Origin of the sequence: Pseudomonas aestiva (assembly GCF_039908605.1) — a bacterium.
Lineage (GTDB): Bacteria > Pseudomonadota > Gammaproteobacteria > Pseudomonadales > Pseudomonadaceae > Chryseomonas > Chryseomonas aestiva.
Genome location: NZ_CP150916.1, coordinates 1392681 through 1411118, shown reverse-complemented (window position 1 = coordinate 1411118; position 18438 = coordinate 1392681). Strand labels below are relative to the sequence as shown.

The 18438-nt window shown below is 65.9% G+C and carries 16 protein-coding genes; 1 reads left to right on the top strand and 15 read right to left on the bottom strand.

The window, feature by feature from the left end:
• Nucleotides 1-17: 17 nt before the first annotated feature.
• The 7 genes from AABM56_RS06500 to AABM56_RS06470 all read right to left on the bottom strand — a co-directional run bounded on the left by AABM56_RS06500 (nucleotide 18) and on the right by AABM56_RS06470 (nucleotide 6262).
• Nucleotides 18-854: a peptidoglycan DD-metalloendopeptidase family protein gene (locus AABM56_RS06500; protein ID WP_133859799.1), complete on the bottom strand. Its 837-nt coding sequence runs from the start codon at nucleotides 852-854 to the stop codon at nucleotides 18-20.
• Nucleotides 855-1024: 170 nt separating this feature from the next.
• A complete protein-coding gene (locus tag AABM56_RS06495; RefSeq protein ID WP_007159462.1) occupies nucleotides 1025-1663 on the bottom strand; it encodes a protein-L-isoaspartate(D-aspartate) O-methyltransferase in 639 nt (212 codons plus the stop codon).
• A gap of 38 nt (nucleotides 1664-1701) precedes the next feature.
• Nucleotides 1702-2457: a 5'/3'-nucleotidase SurE gene (gene surE, locus AABM56_RS06490; RefSeq protein ID WP_133859800.1), complete on the bottom strand. Its 756-nt coding sequence runs from the start codon at nucleotides 2455-2457 to the stop codon at nucleotides 1702-1704.
• Nucleotides 2445-3503: a tRNA pseudouridine(13) synthase TruD gene (gene truD, locus AABM56_RS06485; RefSeq protein WP_133859801.1), complete on the bottom strand. Its 1059-nt coding sequence runs from the start codon at nucleotides 3501-3503 to the stop codon at nucleotides 2445-2447. Before truD ends, surE begins: the two co-directional genes overlap by 13 nt.
• On the bottom strand, nucleotides 3500-3973 hold the full coding sequence (ispF, locus tag AABM56_RS06480) for a 2-C-methyl-D-erythritol 2,4-cyclodiphosphate synthase (RefSeq protein WP_263259182.1): 474 nt from the start codon (nucleotides 3971-3973) through the stop codon (nucleotides 3500-3502). Before ispF ends, truD begins: the two co-directional genes overlap by 4 nt.
• Nucleotides 3974-4039: 66 nt before the next feature.
• A complete protein-coding gene (fghA, locus tag AABM56_RS06475) occupies nucleotides 4040-4894 on the bottom strand; it encodes an S-formylglutathione hydrolase (RefSeq protein WP_166655863.1) in 855 nt (284 codons plus the stop codon).
• Nucleotides 4895-5149: 255 nt separating this feature from the next.
• Entirely contained in the window at nucleotides 5150-6262 is a 1113-nt protein-coding gene (locus AABM56_RS06470) for an S-(hydroxymethyl)glutathione dehydrogenase/class III alcohol dehydrogenase (RefSeq protein WP_133859803.1), read from the bottom strand.
• A gap of 101 nt (nucleotides 6263-6363) precedes the next feature.
• On the opposite strand from AABM56_RS06470, the gene AABM56_RS06465 reads away from it, so the two are divergent.
• Nucleotides 6364-7266, top strand: coding sequence for a LysR substrate-binding domain-containing protein (locus AABM56_RS06465; protein ID WP_133859804.1), 903 nt, complete (start codon nucleotides 6364-6366; stop codon nucleotides 7264-7266).
• Between the two features lie 48 nt (nucleotides 7267-7314).
• On the opposite strand, the gene ispD is transcribed toward AABM56_RS06465, so the two are convergent.
• The 8 genes from ispD to dnaE all read right to left on the bottom strand — a co-directional run bounded on the left by ispD (nucleotide 7315) and on the right by dnaE (nucleotide 18391).
• On the bottom strand, nucleotides 7315-8016 hold the full coding sequence (ispD, locus tag AABM56_RS06460; RefSeq protein WP_133859805.1) for a 2-C-methyl-D-erythritol 4-phosphate cytidylyltransferase: 702 nt from the start codon (nucleotides 8014-8016) through the stop codon (nucleotides 7315-7317).
• A complete protein-coding gene (locus tag AABM56_RS06455; RefSeq protein ID WP_007159473.1) occupies nucleotides 8016-8294 on the bottom strand; it encodes a septum formation initiator family protein in 279 nt (92 codons plus the stop codon). Before AABM56_RS06455 ends, ispD begins: the two co-directional genes overlap by 1 nt.
• Nucleotides 8295-8460: 166 nt before the next feature.
• Nucleotides 8461-9750 (bottom strand): phosphopyruvate hydratase, encoded by a 1290-nt coding sequence (gene eno / locus AABM56_RS06450; protein WP_133859806.1) that lies wholly within the window; start codon nucleotides 9748-9750, stop codon nucleotides 8461-8463.
• Nucleotides 9751-9829: 79 nt separating this feature from the next.
• Entirely contained in the window at nucleotides 9830-10678 is an 849-nt protein-coding gene (gene kdsA, locus AABM56_RS06445) for a 3-deoxy-8-phosphooctulonate synthase (RefSeq protein ID WP_133859807.1), read from the bottom strand.
• 2 nt (nucleotides 10679-10680) lie between these two features.
• Nucleotides 10681-12309, bottom strand: a complete 1629-nt coding sequence (locus tag AABM56_RS06440) for a CTP synthase (RefSeq protein ID WP_133859808.1) — start codon at nucleotides 12307-12309, stop codon at nucleotides 10681-10683.
• A gap of 142 nt (nucleotides 12310-12451) precedes the next feature.
• The gene (gene tilS / locus AABM56_RS06435) at nucleotides 12452-13768 is read right to left on the bottom strand and encodes a tRNA lysidine(34) synthetase TilS (protein WP_133859809.1); all 1317 of its coding nucleotides are present in this window, start codon (nucleotides 13766-13768) and stop codon (nucleotides 12452-12454) included.
• Nucleotides 13769-13778: 10 nt separating this feature from the next.
• Complete coding sequence (locus AABM56_RS06430; protein WP_133859810.1) at nucleotides 13779-14729, bottom strand: acetyl-CoA carboxylase carboxyltransferase subunit alpha; 951 nt, start codon at nucleotides 14727-14729, stop codon at nucleotides 13779-13781.
• 140 nt (nucleotides 14730-14869) lie between these two features.
• On the bottom strand, nucleotides 14870-18391 hold the full coding sequence (dnaE, locus tag AABM56_RS06425) for a DNA polymerase III subunit alpha (RefSeq protein WP_133859811.1): 3522 nt from the start codon (nucleotides 18389-18391) through the stop codon (nucleotides 14870-14872).
• Nucleotides 18392-18438: the final 47 nt, after the last annotated feature.

Genomic DNA, 18438 nt, shown 5'->3' with positions numbered 1-18438 from the left:
AGTCGGCGCCTAGCGAATCAGCGATTGGGCAAAAACTGCAAGGGATCCACCGGCTTGCCCTGACGGCGAATCTCGAAATGGAGCTTGACCCGGTCGGTCCCGGTCGAACCCATCTCGGCAATCGTCTGCCCTATCTTGACACGCTCACCTTCCCGAACCAGCAACCTACGATTGTGACCGTAGGCACTGACGTAGGTTTCGCTGTGTTTGACGATAACCAGTTCACCATAACCCCGTAGACCATTTCCCGCATAGACCACGGTACCGTCGGCAGCGGCCATTACGGGCTGACCTTCCTGCCCGGCGATGTCTATTCCCTTGTTTAGGCTGCTGCTGGCCGAGAAGCGGCTGATCAACGTACCTTTCGTCGGCCAGGCCCAACCGGATGCGGATTGGGGGACATCACGGGTCGGCGTCTGAGCGGGCGTTACCGGCGTCGGCGGGGGCGCGGCGGGCAGATTGGGGGTCACCACCGGGGTGGCGACAGTGGGACTGGAGGTGACGGGCGGCGGGATGGGCACCGGTGTCGCCACCGGAGTGCCGGGTGCCGGAGCGGAAGCTACCGTGGCCGGTCGACGGATGATGCGACTGGAACCACTGGCGCTGGAACCGCTGCCGAAACGGATGACCTGGCCGACATGGATGACATAGGGTGCCCCGAGGCCGTTCTGGGCTGCCAGGGCACGCCATTCCCAGCCATTGCGGGAGGCGATGGAGAACAGGGTGTCACCGCGCTTGACGCGATACTGCCCGGAAGTGACCTGGGGCACGCTGCTGCGGCCATCGCCGCGGTCGACCACCGGCGCTCGCGAGCCGTTGCTCGAACAGCCCGCCAGCAGCAGGGCCAAGAGCACCCCCGCCAGCCAGACTGAACGCCCTCGTCCTGGAAATCCTTGCGCTCGGGCCTTCACCCGTTCCTCCCGCAGAGTCTGATCATCTACCGTCCGGCCATCCCGCCGGCCTCAAGCGGCCGCGGCCGCCAGGCAGCCTTGGAGCGCGGTACCGGGGTAACGTTCCCTGTCGCTCACTGGGCCAGGGGTCCATTGAGCAGGGGCACGAAACGGACGGCATTGAGTTCGTGGCGGACGAAGCCCTCGGCTTCGCGCACGATCAGCAGGAGCTTCTGCTCCTCGTCGACGCCTACCGGGATCACCAGGCGACCGCCGGGTGCCAGCTGGTCGAGCAGCGCCTGGGGCACTTCCCGCGCCGCGGCGGTGACGATGATGCCGTTGTAGGGCGCCAGCGCCGGCCAGCCTTCCCAGCCATCGCCCCAGCGAAACACCACGTTGCGCAGATTGAGTTCGAGCAGGCGCTCCTTGGCTCGGTCCTGCAGCGACTGGATGCGCTCCACGGAAAACACCCGCTCCACGGTCTGCGCCAGGATGGCGGTCTGGTAGCCGGAGCCGGTGCCGATCTCCATGACCTTGTCCAGCGGACCGCCGGCGAGCAGCAGCTCGGTCATGCGCGCCACCATGAACGGCTGGGAGATAGTCTGGTTGTGGCCGATGGGCAGCGCCGTATCTTCGTAGGCGCGATGGGCCAGGGCCTCGTCGACGAACAGGTGACGCGGCGTACGGCGGATCACCTCCAGCACCTGGGCGTTGGACAGCCCCTCTTCGTAGAGGCGCTGGATGAGGCGCTCCCGGGTGCGCTGGGAGGTCATGCCGATGCCGTGTCTTTGCATATGCTCTTGCCCCTGAGTCATGCCAGCAGCTCCGTCAGTGCCTGCAGGCCGGCGAAACCCTCGCGGAAGGTGCGATCGAACTGCAGTGGCGTCACCGAGACATAGCCTTCCAGCACGGCATGGAAGTCGGTGCCCGGTCCGCCATCCACCGCATCGCCGGAAACCGAGATCCAGTAGCCCGCCTTGCCACGCGGATTGACCTCGCGCACCGGCGGCTTGGCCTGGGCGCGATGACCCAGGCGGGTCAGCTGCAGCCCCTTGATCTGCGCAAGCGGCAGATCCGGGATGTTGACGTTGAGGACGGTGCGCGGCGGCAGATCGAAGCGCTCGTGCAAGGCCACGATGCGGGCGGCGATCTCGGCCGCGACCGCCATATTGTCGGCACTGCGCGACACCAGCGAAAAGGCCAGCGCCGGGCGGTTGAGAAAACGCCCTTCCATGGCCGCGGCCACGGTACCGGAGTAGAGGACGTCGTCGCCAAGATTGGCGCCCAGGTTGATCCCGGCCACCACCATGTCCGGCGTCTCTTCCAACAGACCATTGAGGCCGAGGTGAACGCAATCGGTAGGCGTGCCGTTGACGCCCAGGAAGCCGTTGGGCAGGCGCTGCGGATGCAGGGGGCGGTCCAGCGTCAGGGCACTGCTCACGCCGCTCATGTCATAGAGCGGCGCGACTACCTGGCACTCGTAGTCCGCACGGGCGGAGAGCGCGGCATGCAGCGCGGCGATACCGGGGGCCAGCACCCCATCGTCGTTGGCGATCAGAAGTCGCATGGATGTTCCGTCTGCCCTGCCTCGCCAAGCGTTACCAGCTCGCGAACCACTGCGGTGGCAAAACAGCCGGCCGGCAGGACGAATTCGAGTTGCAGAATGTCAGGAGCGGGATAATGCCACGTCAGGCCGCCGATGGGGAGGCGCAGGATGCGCCGTTCATGCGAGAGGCCGGCACCGGCCAGCCAGGCGGGCAGCTCTCCGGCGGCCCTGGCCACCTCCTGTTCCAGGGCCGCGGCCGGACCCTGCACCAGGGATTCACCGGCGCCCCACAGCGGGCCCGTGGGGTGCAGATCGAGCGCCGCCAGGCGCAGATCCGCCAGATCGGCGGCGGTCGCCGGAAAGTGGCTGCGGCTGTCGGTGAAGGCCAGCAGATCGCCCTCCTGCGCCTGATTCCAGGAGCCGTCGGCGATCCGTCCGGCCAGCACCTGATTGAACAGCCAGCTGCGCGCGGCGGACAGCGTCCGTGAACGCCGGTTGCGCTGTTCGGGCAGACGCTGCTCGCGAGCACACGCCTGGGCGTCGGCCAGATTGCCGCCCTGGTAGCCGAAGCGCTGCGGGCCGAAATAGTTGGGTACGCCGCCGGTGGCGATGGCCTGCAACCGCGCCTCCAGCAGCGCGGCATCGGCCTGAAGCCCGGTCAGGCGCAGGCGGAAGCCATTGGCGGCATGGGCGCCCCGCTGCAGCTTGCGCCGGTGCCGACCCTGCTGCAGGATCACCAGCGTCTCGTCGCAGGCGGCTGCCAGGTCCGGATCGACCTTGCCGGGCAGGTGCAGGCTGAACCACTGGCGGGTCAGGGCCTGGCGATCCTTGAGGCCGGCGTAGCTGATCGCCCGCTGCGGCACCCCGGCGGCACGCGCCAGGCGGCGCACGGCTTCCTCGGTGTTGAGGCCGCGCTTCTCGACCCACAGCCAGAGGTGCTCGCCATCACCGCTCAGCGGGATGTCCAGCACCTCGTCCACCTGGAAGTCCTCGGCACTGGCCTTGAGAATCGCCTGGCCGCAAGGCTCGCCATGGGCGCGCGGCCCGAGCAGCTGGTCTTCGGTCATAGTGGCAGCAGCAGGGCCACGGCGTGCACGGCGATGCCCTCTTCGCGCCCGACGAAACCCAGACGCTCGGTGGTGGTGGCCTTGACGTTGACCTGGCCCAGTTCGACCTGCAGGTCCTCGGCGATGGCCTGGCGCATGGCCTCGATGTACGGCGCCATCTTGGGCGCCTGGGCGGCGATGGTGCCGTCGACGTTGCCGACCTTCCAGCCCTGTTCACGGACCAGCCCGACCACATGGCGCAGGAGCACCCGACTGTCGGCGCCCTTGAAGCGCGGATCGGTATCGGGGAAATGCTTGCCGATGTCGCCCAGGGCGGCCGCCCCCAGCAGGGCATCGGCCAGGGCATGCAGCAGCACGTCGCCATCGGAGTGGGCGACCAGGCCGTGGTGGTGGGGAATACGAATGCCACCGAGGGTAATGAAGTCGCCCTCGCCAAAGGCGTGAACGTCGAAACCGTGACCTATGCGCATGAAGAGAGACGCCCTGGAAAATGACAGGGCGTCGATTCTACCGGCTGTGGACAGGCGCCGTCGCCCTTACGAGGTCGACAGGGCCGCCGCGTGATGCCGCAGGTGGTCGTCGATGAAGCTGGCGACGAAGAAATAGCTGTGGTCATAGCCTGGCTGCAGCCGCAGTTCCAGCGGATGACCCGTGGCTTCCGCCGCCCGCTGCAGGGCCTGGGGCTTGAGCTGTTCGGCGAGGAAGCTGTCCTGCTCACCCTGGTCGACCAGCAGCGGCAGGCGCTCCTCGGCCTTGGCCAGCAGCGCGCAGGCATCCCACTCCGCCCAGCTGCTGCGGTCGTCACCCAGGTAGTGGGAGAACGCCTTGTGCCCCCAGGGACAATCCAGCGGATTGACGATGGGCGAGAAGGCCGACACCGAACGATAGCGACCCGGATGCCGCAGGGCGCAGATCAGGGCCCCGTGGCCGCCCATGGAATGACCGCTGACGCCGCGGCGATCCGAGACCGGGAAGTTGGCCTCGATCAGCGCCGGCAGCTCCTCCACCACATAGTCGTGCATGCGGTAATGCTTGGCCCAGGGCTGCTGGGTGGCATTGATGTAGAAGCCGGCGCCCAGGCCGAAGTCCCAGGCCTTTTCGGGGTCGTCCGGTACGCCTTCGCCGCGCGGACTGGTGTCCGGCGCCACCAGCACCAGGCCCAGCTCGGCCGCCAGGCGCTGGGCGCCAGCTTTCTGCATGAAGTTCTCGTCGGTGCAGGTCAGCCCCGACAGCCAGTAGAGCACTGGCAGGTCGCTGCGGGCTTCCGCCTGCGGGGGCAGGTAGACGGCAAAGGTCATGTCGCAGTCGAGACTGCGCGCGCGATGGCGATAGCGCTTGTGCCAGCCGCCGAAACTCTTGTTGCTGGAGAGCAGTTCGAGACTCATGGTCATCTCCCGTGCAGAGGGCGCCCTAAGAAGCTGTTCACGATCTCGCGAGCTAGAGACAAACAAGGCGCAACGACCAACGGGAGTAACAGCCAATGGCTGGCCCGTAGGGTGAGCGCCAGCGAATCAAATGCCTGAGGAAGCGGATCGGACCCGCGCTCGGGTTTACGAGTGGTAAATGAGCATTCCGAAGGCATTTTCAACGCCGTTTGGCCGACGCGCAGCAGATCGTGAACAGCTTCTAAGGCGCCCTTCTGGTGATCAGTAGTGAACGACGGTGCGGATGCTCTTGCCTTCGTGCATCAGCTCGAAGGCCTCGTTGATCTGCTCCAGGCCCATGGTGTGGGTGATGAAGGTGTCCAGCGGGATCTCGCCGCTCTGCGCCTTGCGCACATAGCCGGGCAGCTCGCTGCGGCCCTTGACGCCACCGAAGGCGCTGCCGCGCCAGACGCGGCCGGTCACCAGCTGGAACGGCCGGGTGCTGATCTCCTGGCCGGCACCGGCCACGCCGATGATCACCGACTCGCCCCAGCCTTTGTGGCAGCACTCCAGTGCCGCACGCATCAGGTTGACGTTGCCGACGCACTCGAAGCTGTAGTCGACGCCGCCGTCGGTCAGCTCGACGATGACCTCCTGGATCGGCTTCTGGTGATCCTTGGGATTGACGAAGTCGGTGGCGCCCAGTTCGCGGGCGATGTCGAACTTCGAGGGATTGATGTCGATTGCGATGATGCGGCTGGCCTTGGCCATCTTGGCGCCGATGATGGCGGCCAGACCGATGCCGCCCAGACCGAAGACCGCAACTGTGGCGCCCTCTTCCACCTTGGCGGTGTTGAGCACGGCGCCGATGCCGGTGGTCACGCCACAGCCCAGCAGGCAGACCTTTTCCAAGGGTGCCTCGGCAGGGATCTTGGCCACCGAGACCTCCGGCAGCACCGTGTACTCGGAGAAGGTCGAGCAGCCCATGTAGTGGTAGATCGGCTCGCCGTTGTAGGAGAAGCGGGTGGTGCCGTCGGGCATCAGGCCCTTGCCCTGGGTCGCGCGCACCGAGCTGCAGAGGTTGGTCTTGCCGGATTTGCAGAATTTGCACTGGCCGCATTCGGCGGTGTACAGCGGAATGACGTGATCGCCCACGGCGACCGAGGTCACGCCCTCGCCCACCGCCTGGACGATGCCACCGCCTTCGTGACCGAGGATGCAGGGAAAGACCCCCTCGGAGTCCTGGCCAGACAGGGTGTAGGCGTCGGTGTGGCAGACGCCGGTGGCGACGATGCGGATCAGCACCTCGCCGGCCTTGGGCGGCTCGACGTCCACTTCGACGATCTTCAGGGGCTCATTGGGCGCGAAGGCTACGGCGGCGCGGGACTTGATCATGCTCGACTCCAGTAGGACGAAAAAACGAGGTGATCAGTTTAGACGCCAGAAATCCTGGAACAATCGGGCATACTGGAATTCATTTTTGCCACAGGGAAACAATGATGGGTTGGGAGGGTATCGATGAGTTCGTCGCGGTGGCGAACACCCTGCACTTTGGTCAAGCCGCCGATCGCCTGGGCACCTCCACGTCCCACGTCAGCCGTCAGGTGGCAAGGCTGGAGGAGCGTCTGCAGGCGCGTCTGCTCTATCGCAGCACCCGCAGCGTCGCCCTCACCGAAGCCGGTCACACCTTTCTCCAGCACTGCCGCCGCCTGCAGGAGGCACGCGACGAAGCCCTGCGCGAGGTCAGCGATCTCTCCAGCCAGCCCAAGGGGCTGATCCGCATGACCTGCGCCGTGACCTATGGCGAACGCTTCGTCGTGCCCCTGGTCAACGATTTTCTCGCCCGCCATCCCGAGGTGAGTCTGGAACTGGACCTGACCAACCGCACCGTCGACCTGTTGCACGAGGGCTACGATCTGGCCATCCGCCTGGGCCGCCTGGCCGACTCGCGTCTGGTAGCGACGCGCCTGGCACCACGGGAGCTCTATCTGTGCGCCGCGCCGAGCTATCTGGAGCGCTTCGGTGCGCCCCATACCCTATCCGAGCTGAGTCGCCATCGTTGCCTGGTGGGTACCAGCGATATCTGGAGCTTTCGCGAAAACGAGCGCGAGGTGCTGCACCGGGTCCAGGGCTCCTGGCGCTGCAACAGCGGCCAGGCGGTGCTCGACGCTGCCCTGCGTGGCTTCGGCCTCTGCCAGCTGCCGGATTACTACGTGCAGCCGCATCTGGCCCGCGGCGAGCTGCGCGCCCTGCTGGACAATCGTCAGCCGCCTAATAGCGCGGTCTGGGCGCTTTATCCGCAGCGGCGCTTTCTCTCGCCGAAGATTCGCCTGCTGGTGGAACACCTCAAGCAGGGCCTGGGCACCCCGCGCCCAGGGGCTCGCCACCCAGTGGATTGAGCGCAGCGAGCGAGTCTTAACAGTGATGGGCCACTGCGGGCCTGGGTCCTAGGCCTCGGCGAAGACCTGTTGCAGCCGCTGCAGGTCTTCGGGGGTGGTGACCTTGATGTTGTCCGCGCGGCCTTCGACCAGGCGCGGCGCATGACCGGCCCATTCCATCGCCGACGCCTCATCGGTGATGGCAGCGCCCGCAGCCAGGCCGGCGCTCAGGGCGTCACGCAGGGCACCGAGGCGAAACATCTGCGGCGTATAGGCCAGCCAGACCTGGCTACGATCCACGGTTTCGCTCACCCGGCCATCGCGGCCAACGCGCTTGAGGGTATCCCGTGCCGGCACGCCCAGGAGGCCACCCACCGGGTCCTGGGCCAGTTCGGCCAGCAGCCGGTCCAGATCCTCGCGACAGAGATTGGGTCGCGCGGCATCGTGCACCAGCACCCAGTCGCCGTCGGTGGCGCCCTGCTCGCTCAGCAGCAGCAGGCCACCGAGTACCGAGTCGGCGCGCTCGCGACCGCCCGGTGCGCGCAGGATGCGGGCATCGCGGGCGCAGGCCAGCGTCGGCCACCAGGGGTCTTCCGGCGCCAGGCTCACCGCCAGGCCACGCAGGCGCGGGTGGTCGAGAAAACAGTCGAGGGTGCGCTCCAGCAGACTGCGGCCGCACAGGTCGAGGTATTGCTTGGGTCGGTCGGCACGCATCCGCGCACCCACGCCCGCGGCGGGGATGACCGCCCAGAAGGAAGGCAGAAGGGACATTATTTGGATTGCAGGAAGAGGGTTTCGCCTTGTTTGACCATGCCGAGTTCGTGGCGGGCACGCTCCTCGACGGTCTCCATGCCTTTCTTGAGCTCGACGACCTCGGCTTCGAGGATCTCGTTGCGCTCCAGCAGGCGCTTGTTCTCACCATTCTGGTCGGCGATCTGCTGCTTGAGTTCGCGCACCTGGGCGAAGCTGCCGTCACCGACCCACAGGCGATACTGAAGACCGCCGAGCAGCAGGAGCAGGAAGGGGAACAGCCAGTAGGGACTTCGCATGGGAGATAACGGATTCGCGGACGGCGGATGCCGCAAAGGCGGCGGCAGAGACGAAAACAGGATAGAAGCCCAGCTCTACGCTTGTAAACTGGGCATCTATCCTGTGGTCCGTCGGACGTGGCGGGAGGCGCTGACCTGAGTCAGCACCTCCCCGGTCGCTCAGCCCTTAGCTGCGGAACTCGGCACGGCCGCGGTAAGGCGCCTTGGCACCCAGCTGCTCTTCGATGCGCAGCAGCTGGTTGTACTTGGAGACGCGATCGGAGCGGCACAGCGAACCGGTCTTGATCTGACCGGCGGCGGTGCCCACGGCCAGATCGGCGATGGTGGAGTCTTCGGTCTCGCCGCTGCGGTGGGAGATCACCGCGGTGTAGCCGGCGGCCTTGGCCATCTGGATGGCTTCCAGGGTCTCGGTCAAGGAGCCGATCTGATTGAACTTGATCAGGATCGAGTTACCGATGCCCTTCTCGATGCCTTCCTTGAGGATCTTGGTGTTGGTGACGAACAGGTCGTCGCCCACCAGCTGCACCTTGCTGCCGATCTTGTCGGTCAGCGCCTTCCAGCCGGCCCAGTCGGACTCGTCCATGCCATCTTCGATGGAGATGATCGGGAATTGCTCGGTCAGCCCGGCCAGGTAGTCGGCGAAACCGTTGGCGTCGAAGGCCTTGCCCTCGCCGGACAGGTCGTACTGGCCGTCCTTGTAGAATTCGCTGGAAGCGCAGTCCAGGGCCAGGGTCACGTCGGTGCCCAGCGCGTAGCCGGCGTTCTTCACCGCTTCGGCGATGGCGGCCAGGGCGTCGGCGTTGGAAGCCAGGTTCGGCGCGAAGCCGCCTTCGTCACCCACGGAGGTGCTCAGGCCCCGGGCCTTGAGCACGGCTTTGAGGTGATGGAAGATCTCGGCACCCACGCGCAGGGCGTCGGCAAAGCTCTTGGCGCCGACCGGCTGGACCATGAATTCCTGGATGTCGACGTTGTTGTCGGCATGCTCGCCGCCATTGATGATGTTCATCATCGGCACCGGCATGGAGTACTGACCGGGGGTACCGTTCAGGTTGGCGATGTGGGCGTAGAGCGGCAGGTCCTGGTCTTCGGCAGCGGCCTTGGCGGCCGCCAGGGACACGGCCAGGATGGCGTTGGCGCCCAGCTTGGCCTTGTTCTCGGTACCGTCCAGCTCGATCATGGCGCGGTCCAGGGCCTTCTGGTCGCTCGGATCCTTGCCCAGCAGTAGGTCACGGATCGGGCCGTTGATGTTGCCCACGGCCTTCAGCACGCCCTTGCCCAAATAACGGCTCTTGTCGCCGTCGCGCAGCTCCAGTGCCTCGCGCGAACCGGTGGACGCGCCGGACGGCGCGGTGGCGCGACCGACGATACCATTGTCCAGGATAACGTCCGCTTCAACGGTAGGGTTGCCGCGGGAATCCAGGACTTCACGTCCCTTGATGTCGACGATGTTAGCCATTTTTGTATCGATCTCCATGTTACCGGTCATTGACGGATCAGCCTTCGGCTGCGCCTGGGCCTTTTGGTTCAGCCGCCGCTTAGGCAGTTTCGATCGGCGTGAACGACTTCACCAGCTCGTCCAGCGCCTTGAGCTGGGCCAGGAAGGGCTCCAGCTTCTCCAGGCGCAGGGCACAGGGGCCGTCGCACTTGGCATGTTCGGGATCCGGATGGGCTTCGAGGAACAGACCGGCCAGGCCCTGGCTCATGCCGGCCTTGGCCAGGTCGGTGACCTGGGCGCGGCGGCCGCCGGCGGAATCGGCGCGACCGCCCGGCATCTGCAGGGCATGGGTCACGTCGAAGAACACCGGGTAGCCGAAGCTCTTCATGACGCCGAAGCCGAGCATGTCGACCACCAGGTTGTTGTAGCCGAAGGAGGAGCCCCGCTCGCAGAGGATCAGCTGGTCGTTGCCGGCTTCTTCGCACTTGGCGAGGATGTGCTTCATCTCCTGGGGCGCGAGGAACTGCGCCTTCTTGATGTTGATCACGGCGTCGGTCTTGGCCATGGCCACCACCAGGTCGGTCTGCCGCGAGAGAAAGGCCGGCAGCTGGATGATGTCGCACACCGCCGCCACCGGAGCCGCCTGGTAGGGCTCGTGGACGTCGGTGATCACCGGCATGCCGAAGGTGGCCTTGAGCTCTTCGAAGATGCGCAGGCCGGCTTCCATGCCCGGACCGCGATAGCTGGTCACCGAGGAGCGGTTGGCCTTGTCGAAGCTGGCCTTGAAGACATAGGGGATGTCCAGCTTCTCGGTCACCTTGACGTATTGCTCGCAGACCTGCATGGCCAGGTCACGGGATTCCAGCACGTTCATGCCGCCGAACAGCACGAAGGGCTTGTCGTTGGCGATCTCGATGTTGCCGACGCGGACGATCTTCTGCACGGTCATGCTCAATCCTTCTTGGCGTAACGCAGGGCGGCGTTGACGAAGCCGCTGAACAGCGGATGGCCATCACGCGGGGTGGAGGTGAACTCCGGGTGGAACTGGCAGGCGACGAACCAGGGATGGTCCGGGGCTTCCACCACCTCCACCAGGGCACCGTCGCCCGAGCGACCGGAGATCTTCAGGCCGGCGGCCTGGATCTGCGGCAGCAGGTTGTTGTTGACCTCGTAGCGGTGACGATGGCGCTCGACGATGACGTCCTGGCCGTAGCAGTCGTGCACCAGGGTGCCTTCGCTCAGCTGGCACTCCTGGGCGCCCAGACGCATGGTGCCACCCAGATCGGAGCCTTCGGTGCGGATCTCGGTGGCGCCAGTGGCGTCCTGCCACTCGGTGATCAGACCGACCACCGGGTGCCCGCTGGCCTTGTCGAATTCGGTGGAGTTGGCGTCTTTCCAGCCCAGCACGTTACGGGCGAATTCGATGACCGCCACCTGCATGCCCAGGCAGATGCCCAGGTAGGGAATCTTGTTCTCGCGAGCGTATTGCACGGTGGCGATCTTGCCTTCCACGCCGCGCAGGCCGAAGCCGCCGGGAACCAGGATGGCGTCCACGCCCTTGAGCAGATGGGTGCCCTGCTGCTCGATGTGCTCGGAATCGATATAGCGCAGGTTGACCTTCGTGCGGCTCTGGATGCCGGCGTGGGTCATGGCCTCGATCAACGACTTGTAGGCGTCGAGCAGTTCCATGTACTTGCCGACCATGGCGATGGTGACTTCCTGCGCGGGGTTGAGCTTGGCGTCCACCACGCGATCCCACTCGGACAGATCGGCCGGCTTGCACTCCAGTCCGAAGCGCTCGACGACGAACTCGTCGAGGCCCTGGGCGTGCAGCACGGAGGGAATGCGGTAGATGGTGTCGACGTCTTCCAGGGAGATGACCGCGCGCTCTTCGACGTTGGTGAAGAGCGCGATCTTGCGACGCGAGGAGCTGTCGACGGTGTGGTCGGAACGGCAGATCAGCACATCGGGCTGCAGGCCGATGGAGCGCAGCTCCTTGACCGAATGCTGGGTCGGCTTGGTCTTGGTCTCGCCGGCGGTGGCGATATAGGGCACCAGGGTCAGGTGCATCAGCATGGCGCGGCGCGCCCCGATCTCCACCCGCAACTGGCGGATGGCTTCGAGGAAGGGCTGCGACTCGATGTCGCCGACGGTACCGCCGATCTCCACCAGGGCCACATCGGCATCGCCGGCGCCCTTGATGATGCGTCTCTTGATCTCGTCGGTGATGTGCGGGATCACCTGCACGGTGGCGCCCAGGTAGTCGCCGCGGCGCTCCTTGCGCAGCACGTCCATGTAGATGCGACCGGTGGTGAAGTTGTTGTTCTGGGTCACGGTGGTGCGGATGAACCGCTCGTAGTGACCCAGGTCCAGGTCGGTCTCGGCGCCGTCATGGGTGACGAACACCTCGCCGTGCTGGAAGGGACTCATGGTGCCGGGATCCACGTTGATGTAGGGATCCAGCTTGAGCATGGTGACCTTCAGCCCTCTCGCTTCCAGAATGGCGCCCAGGGAAGCCGAGGCGATGCCTTTCCCCAAAGAAGAAACAACACCGCCCGTGACGAAAATAAAGCGCGTCATGAAAATTCCTAGAATCTGCGTTGAGGCGGAGAGCCGCCGATGAAAGCGAGAGCGGTCGGCCTGGCGCCGGACCAATGCACACCGTCCACTCGGAGCGAGCGGAAAATGCGGTATAAGACGGGAGCGTAGTCTAGCCTAAAGGTCATCCCAGCTCAAACCCACCCATGCCGTCTGCGGGCTGCCACTCAAGCCGCCCTCCCCCTGGCAGAGCACTCAGGCCGGGCAGATTGGCCACGGCCAGCAGTTCGTCGCCTCGCCAGAGCAGCGGCAAACGGCCGCGCAGGAAAGGCGGGACCTCCCGCTCGTTGAGCAGGCGCTTGAGATCGCGACTGCCGCGACCGGGTACGACCAGTCGCTCGCCGCCCTGGCGATAGCCGATTCGCCAGCCGGCTTCGACGGCCTGCCCGGTAAAGATCAGGCGGCCATTGCCCCTCAGTTCCAGGGTGCCGACCCGAGCGGCGACCGGCTGGGGAGAGGGCATGACCTGCCAGGCGTCCGGCACCCACCAGATCCGCCCGGCCCCACGGCGCACACTGCCGCCTTCGAGGCGCCAGACGGGATCGCTGGCCGTGCCCGCCTCGCGCACCGCCTGCCAGCCGGCCCAATGGGCGCTGTCGGGCTGGCGCGTCAGCGCAGCCAGCCAGGCGCGCAGGGCATTGCGCTGGCGGGCCTCGCTCAAGCGCTGCAAGGGCGCCAGGGCCAGACTGGGCAAGGGAATCCAGGGGAAGGGTTGGGCGACGAGCCGGGCCTGCTGCAGATCCAGACTGGCCAGTTCGCCGAGCAGTTCGTCGGCTTCGGCCAGGTGACGGGCGCTGCGCGCCATGACCTGATCGACCCCTGGCCAGCGCTGGCGCAACCGTGGCAGCACCTTGTGTCTCAGGTAATTGCGATCCAGTCCGGTATCGGCATTGCTGTGGTCTTCGATCCAGTCCAGCCCTTCGGCTTCGGCATAGGCCAGTAGTGCGGCGCGGGGCTCGTCCAGCAACGGGCGCCAGAGGCGACCGGCCGCCAGCGATCGGGTCTCCGGCATGCCGGCGAGGCCCTTCACACCCGCGCCACGTACCAGCCGCTGCAATAGGGTCTCCAGCTGATCGTCACGATGCTGGCCCAGCACCAGGCAGCCATCCTCCGGCAGCACCCGGGCGAAGGCGGCATAGCGCGCTTCGCGGGCGGCCCGTTCGAGACTGGCGGCGCCATCGGTGCGGACGTGCAGGACAGCGAGCGGAATGGCCAGCCCTTGGCAGATCCGGGTGCAATGCGCGACCCAGGCATCCGCCGCGGCCTGCAGGCCGTGGTGCACATGCACCGCCTGCAGGTCGATAAGCAGGCCGCGCGCGTGCAATCGCGCGCAGAGGTGCAGGAGAACGGTGGAGTCGAGTCCGCCGGAGAAGCCCACCCACCAGTGACGGGTAGGCGGCTGCCGCTCCAGGCGGGCGTGCAGCCGGTCCAGCAGACTCATGGCCGCGGTATCAGGAAATGCCGTAGCTCATCAGGCGCTTGTAACGACGATCCAGCAGCGCCGGCAGGTCGTAGCCCTTGAGTTCATCCAGCTGCTCCAGCAGTGCGCTGCGCAGGCTGTTGGCCATGGTCTGGGGATCGCGATGGGCACCGCCCAGAGGCTCGTCGATCACCTGGTCGACGATGTTCAGGCTTTTCAGCCGCTCGGCGGTGATGCCCATGGCCTCGGCGGCATCGGGGGCCTTCTCGGCGGTCTTCCACAGAATGGAGGCGCAGCCTTCCGGCGAGATCACCGAGTAGGTGGAGTGCTGCAGCATGTTCAGCTGGTCGCAGACGCCGATGGCCAGGGCGCCACCGGAACCACCCTCGCCGATCACGGTGGCGATGATGGGGGTCTTCAGGCGCGCCATGACCCGCAGGTTCCAGGCGATGGCCTCGCTCTGGCCGCGCTCTTCGGCGTCGATGCCCGGGTAGGCGCCGGGGGTGTCGATGAAGGTCAGGATCGGCATCTTGAAGCGTTCGGCCATTTCCATCAGGCGGCAGGCCTTGCGATAGCCTTCCGGACGTGGCATGCCGAAGTTGCGGCGGACCTTCTCGCGCACTTCACGGCCCTTCTGGTGACCGATGATCATCACCGGACGGCCTTCCAGGCGGGCGATGCCACCGACGATGGCGGGATCGTCGGCGAAGTGGCGATCACCGTGCAGCTCTTCGAAATCGCTGAACAGGTAGCTGATGTAGTCGAGGGTGTAGGGACGCAGCGGATGCCGGGCCAGACGGGCCACCTGCCAGCTGGACAGGTCGCTGAAGATGCTCTTGGTGAGCGCCTGACTCTTCTCCTGCAACCGGGCGATCTCGTCACTGATGTTCAGCGCATTGTCGTTACCGACCAGTCGAAGTTCTTCGATCTTGGCCTGGAGATCGGCGATAGGCTGTTCGAAATCGAGATAGTTCGGGTTCATGGGCATCCGTTAGTGCAATCTAGAGCCAGGGGCCGGGGCGCCTACCTTAAGGGATCGGACGGGACAGGTCGAGACTCCTGCCACGTCACCGGCACCCGCCGCTGGCGAGGGTTGGGACGGAGCGCACGAGGCGCTCGGACTTAACGATAGTTCAGAAAGACGTTCTCCCTGCCGAACTGGTCACGCAGGGTTTGAATCAGGCCATCGGCCGGGTCGATCCGGTAGTTCTCGCCAAACTGCAGCAGCGCCCGCGCGGTGGGCCCCTGGTAGTCGATGGTGACCGGACAGGCGCCACGATGGCGACCGCACAACTCGCCCAGCCAGCGCAGCCGATCGCCGGCCAGCGCCTCGCTGCGCACGGCGATCCTGAGGCTTTCCGCCAGGGCGGTACGGGCTTCCTCCAGCCCCAGCACCCGCTTGGCGCGCAGGCGCAGGCCACCGGAGAAGTCGTCCTGGCTGACCTCGCCCTCGACGATCACCAGGGCATCGGTCTGCAGCAGCGCCTGGGCGGCGTTGAAGGCTTCGGCGAACAGCGAGGCCTCGATGCGCCCGGAGCGATCGTCCAGGGTGACGAAGCCCATCTTGTCGCCGCGCTTGTTCTTCATCACCCGCAGGTTGACGATCAGCCCGGCCACGGTCTGGGTTTCGCGCGACGGCTTGAGGTCGACGATGCGCTGGCGCGCCAGGCGGCGCACCTCGCCTTCGTATTCCTCGATGGGGTGACCGGTCAGGTACAGCCCCAGGGTCTCCTTCTCGCCGCGCAGGCGCTCCTTGAGATTGAGCTCGCGGGCACGCCGGTGGTTGGCATAGACGTCGGCCTCGGGTTCGGCGAAGACGCCGCCGAAGAGGTCCACGTGACCACTGTTGTGGCTGCGGGCGGTCTGCTCGGCGGAGGCGATGGCCTCTTCCATGGCGGCCAGCAGCACGGCGCGATTCTGGTCGATGGTCGCCTGATAGGCCTTGATCTCGTCATGGTAGTGCGGACCCAGGCGGTCCAGGGCACCGGAGCGGATCAGGGCTTCCAGGGTGCGCTTGTTGATGCGCTTGAGATCCACCCGGGCGCAGAAGTCGAAGAGGTCCTTGAAGGGCCCTTCGGCACGCGCCTCGACGATGGCCTCCACCGGCCCCTCGCCCACGCCCTTGATGGCGCCCAGGCCATAGACGATGCGCCCGCCTTCGTTCACGGTGAACTTGAACTCGGAGATGTTCACGTCCGGCGTGTCGATGCGCAGCTTCATGTGGCGGCATTCCTCGATGAGGATCACCACCTTGTCGGTGTTGTGCATGTCCGCCGACAGCACCGCGGCCATGAAGGGCGCCGGGTAATGGGTCTTCAGCCAGGCGGTCTGGTAGGACACCAGGCCGTAGGCGGCCGAGTGCGACTTGTTGAAGCCGTAACCGGCGAATTTCTCCACCAGGTCGAAGATGTTGCCGGCCAGCTCGCCATCGATGCCGTTGTTGGCGCAGCCCTCGATGAAGCCACCGCGCTGCTTGGCCATCTCCTCGGGCTTCTTCTTGCCCATGGCCCGGCGCAGCATGTCCGCCTGGCCGAGGGTGTAGCCGCCCATGACCTGGGCGATCTGCATCACCTGTTCCTGGTAGAGGATGATGCCGTAGGTGGGCGCCAGCACCGGCTGCAGGCCGTCGTACTGGTAGTCCGGATGCGGATAGGCCAGCTCGGCGCGGCCGTGCTTACGGTTGATGAAGTCGTCCACCATGCCCGACTGCAGCGGACCGGGGCGGAACAGCGCCACCAGGGCGATGAGGTCTTCCAGGCAGTCCGGCTTGAGCTTCTTGATCAGCTCCTTCATGCCGCGGGATTCCAGCTGGAAGACGGCGGTGGTCTCGGCCTTCTGCAGCAGGGCGTAGGTCGGCTTGTCGTCCAGCGGGATGAAGTCGATGTTGATCGGCTCCAGGTCCTGCTTGGCTTGCTCGCGGTTGATCGTCTCCAGCGCCCACTTGATGATGGTCAGGGTACGCAGGCCGAGGAAGTCGAACTTGACCAGACCGGCCTGCTCGACGTCGTCCTTGTCGAACTGGGTCACCAGGCCGTTGCCGTCCTCGTCGCAGGCGATGGGCGAGAAGTCGGTCAGCTTGGTCGGCGCGATCACCACGCCCCCGGCGTGCTTGCCGGTGCCGCGGGTGATGCCCTCGAGCTTGAGGGCCATGTCCCAGATTTCCTTGGCGTCCTCGTCGGTCGCCAGGAAGTCGCGCAGCACCTCTTCCTGCTCGAAGGCCTTCTGCAGGGTCATGCCCACTTCGAAGGGGATCATCTTCGACAGGCGATCGGCCAGGCCATAGGACTTGCCCTGCACCCGCGCCACGTCGCGCACCACCGCCTTGGCGGCCATGGTGCCGAAGGTGATGATCTGGCTCACCGCCTCGCGACCATAGAGATCGGCCACGTATTCGATCACCCGGTCGCGCCCGTCCATGCAGAAGTCGACGTCGAAGTCGGGCATGGAGATCCGTTCGGGGTTGAGGAAGCGCTCGAACAGCAGGTCGTAGGCCAGCGGATCGAGGTCGGTGATCTTGAGTACGTAGGCGACCAGGGAGCCGGCACCCGAGCCCCGGCCGGGGCCGACCGGCACGCCGTTGTTCTTCGCCCACTTGATGAAGTCCATCACGATGAGGAAGTAACCGGGGAAGCCCATCTGGATGATGATGTCGAGTTCGAAGTTGAGTCGGTCGACGTACTCCTGGCGCTTCTCTTCGTAATTCGGCGTGGTCTCCCGCGGCCAGAGCACGGCCAGGCGCTCTTCCAGGCCCTCGAAGGACACATGGCGCAGGTAGTCGTTGATGGTCATCCCGTTGGGAATCGGGAAATTGGGCAGGAAGTACTTGCCCAGCTGGATCTCGATGTTGCAGCGCTTGGCGATCTCGACGGTGTTTTCCAGCGCCTCGGGCAGGTCGCTGAACAGTTCGGCCATCTCGGCCGCCGACTTCAGGTACTGCTGGTCGCTGTACTTGCGTTCGCGACGGGGATCGTCCAGCGGACGGCCCTCGCCGATGCAGACGCGGGTCTCGTGGGCCTCGAAGTCCTCGGCCTTGAGAAAGCGCACGTCGTTGGTCGCCACCAGGGCGCCCCCGCAGCGATCGGCCAGGGCCACGGCGGCATGCAGGTGCTCCTCGTCACCGACTCGCTCGGTGCGCTGCACCTCCAGATAGAAGCGATCCTGGAAGACCTGCTGCCATTCCTCGAACAGCTGATCGGCCAGGGCCAGGTCGCCTTCGAGCAGCGCCAGGCCGATCTCGCCTTCCTTGGAGCCGGACAGGGCGATCAGGCCTTCGCTGGCGGCCTTCACCCAGTCGCGCTGGATGACGATCTGGCCATCCTGCTGACCTTCCTGGAAGCCCCGCGACAGCAGCTCGGTGAGGTTGCGATAACCCTTGGCGTTCATGACCAGCAGGGTCATGCGGCTCAGCGGCGCATCGCCATCGCGACCGGCCAGCCAGATGTCGGCGCCGGCGATGGGCTTGATCCCGGCACCCATGGCGGCCTTGTAGAACTTGACCAGCGAGCAGAGGTTGCCCTGGTCGGTCACCGCCACGGCCGGCATCCCGGCCGCTTCGGCGGCCTTGACCAGCCCCTTCACCCGCACGATCCCGTCGACCAGGGAGTATTCCGTGTGCAGGCGCAGGTGGACGAAGGATGCGGACATGGCAGAGACCCCTTGATGCATGAGGCGCGAGATTGTACTGGATTGTC

What these genes read in the sequence shown, in the direction of transcription:
- AABM56_RS06495 (WP_007159462.1), bottom strand. Translation starts at nt 1,663, where the DNA reads ATGACCTCCCAGCGCACCCGGGAGCGCCTCATCCAGCGCCTCTACGAA.
- surE (WP_133859800.1), bottom strand. Translation starts at nt 2,457, where the DNA reads ATGCGACTTCTGATCGCCAACGACGATGGGGTGCTGGCCCCCGGTATC.
- truD (WP_133859801.1), bottom strand. Translation starts at nt 3,503, where the DNA reads ATGACCGAAGACCAGCTGCTCGGGCCGCGCGCCCATGGCGAGCCTTGC.
- ispF (WP_263259182.1), bottom strand. Translation starts at nt 3,973, where the DNA reads ATGCGCATAGGTCACGGTTTCGACGTTCACGCCTTTGGCGAGGGCGAC.
- fghA (WP_166655863.1), bottom strand. Translation starts at nt 4,894, where the DNA reads ATGACCATGAGTCTCGAACTGCTCTCCAGCAACAAGAGTTTCGGCGGC.
- AABM56_RS06470 (WP_133859803.1), bottom strand. Translation starts at nt 6,262, where the DNA reads ATGATCAAGTCCCGCGCCGCCGTAGCCTTCGCGCCCAATGAGCCCCTG.
- AABM56_RS06465 (WP_133859804.1), top strand. Translation starts at nt 6,364, where the DNA reads ATGATGGGTTGGGAGGGTATCGATGAGTTCGTCGCGGTGGCGAACACC.
- ispD (WP_133859805.1), bottom strand. Translation starts at nt 8,016, where the DNA reads ATGTCCCTTCTGCCTTCCTTCTGGGCGGTCATCCCCGCCGCGGGCGTG.
- AABM56_RS06455 (WP_007159473.1), bottom strand. Translation starts at nt 8,294, where the DNA reads ATGCGAAGTCCCTACTGGCTGTTCCCCTTCCTGCTCCTGCTGCTCGGC.
- eno (WP_133859806.1), bottom strand. Translation starts at nt 9,750, where the DNA reads ATGGCTAACATCGTCGACATCAAGGGACGTGAAGTCCTGGATTCCCGC.
- kdsA (WP_133859807.1), bottom strand. Translation starts at nt 10,678, where the DNA reads ATGACCGTGCAGAAGATCGTCCGCGTCGGCAACATCGAGATCGCCAAC.
- AABM56_RS06440 (WP_133859808.1), bottom strand. Translation starts at nt 12,309, where the DNA reads ATGACGCGCTTTATTTTCGTCACGGGCGGTGTTGTTTCTTCTTTGGGG.
- tilS (WP_133859809.1), bottom strand. Translation starts at nt 13,768, where the DNA reads ATGAGTCTGCTGGACCGGCTGCACGCCCGCCTGGAGCGGCAGCCGCCT.
- AABM56_RS06430 (WP_133859810.1), bottom strand. Translation starts at nt 14,729, where the DNA reads ATGAACCCGAACTATCTCGATTTCGAACAGCCTATCGCCGATCTCCAG.
- dnaE (WP_133859811.1), bottom strand. Translation starts at nt 18,391, where the DNA reads ATGTCCGCATCCTTCGTCCACCTGCGCCTGCACACGGAATACTCCCTG.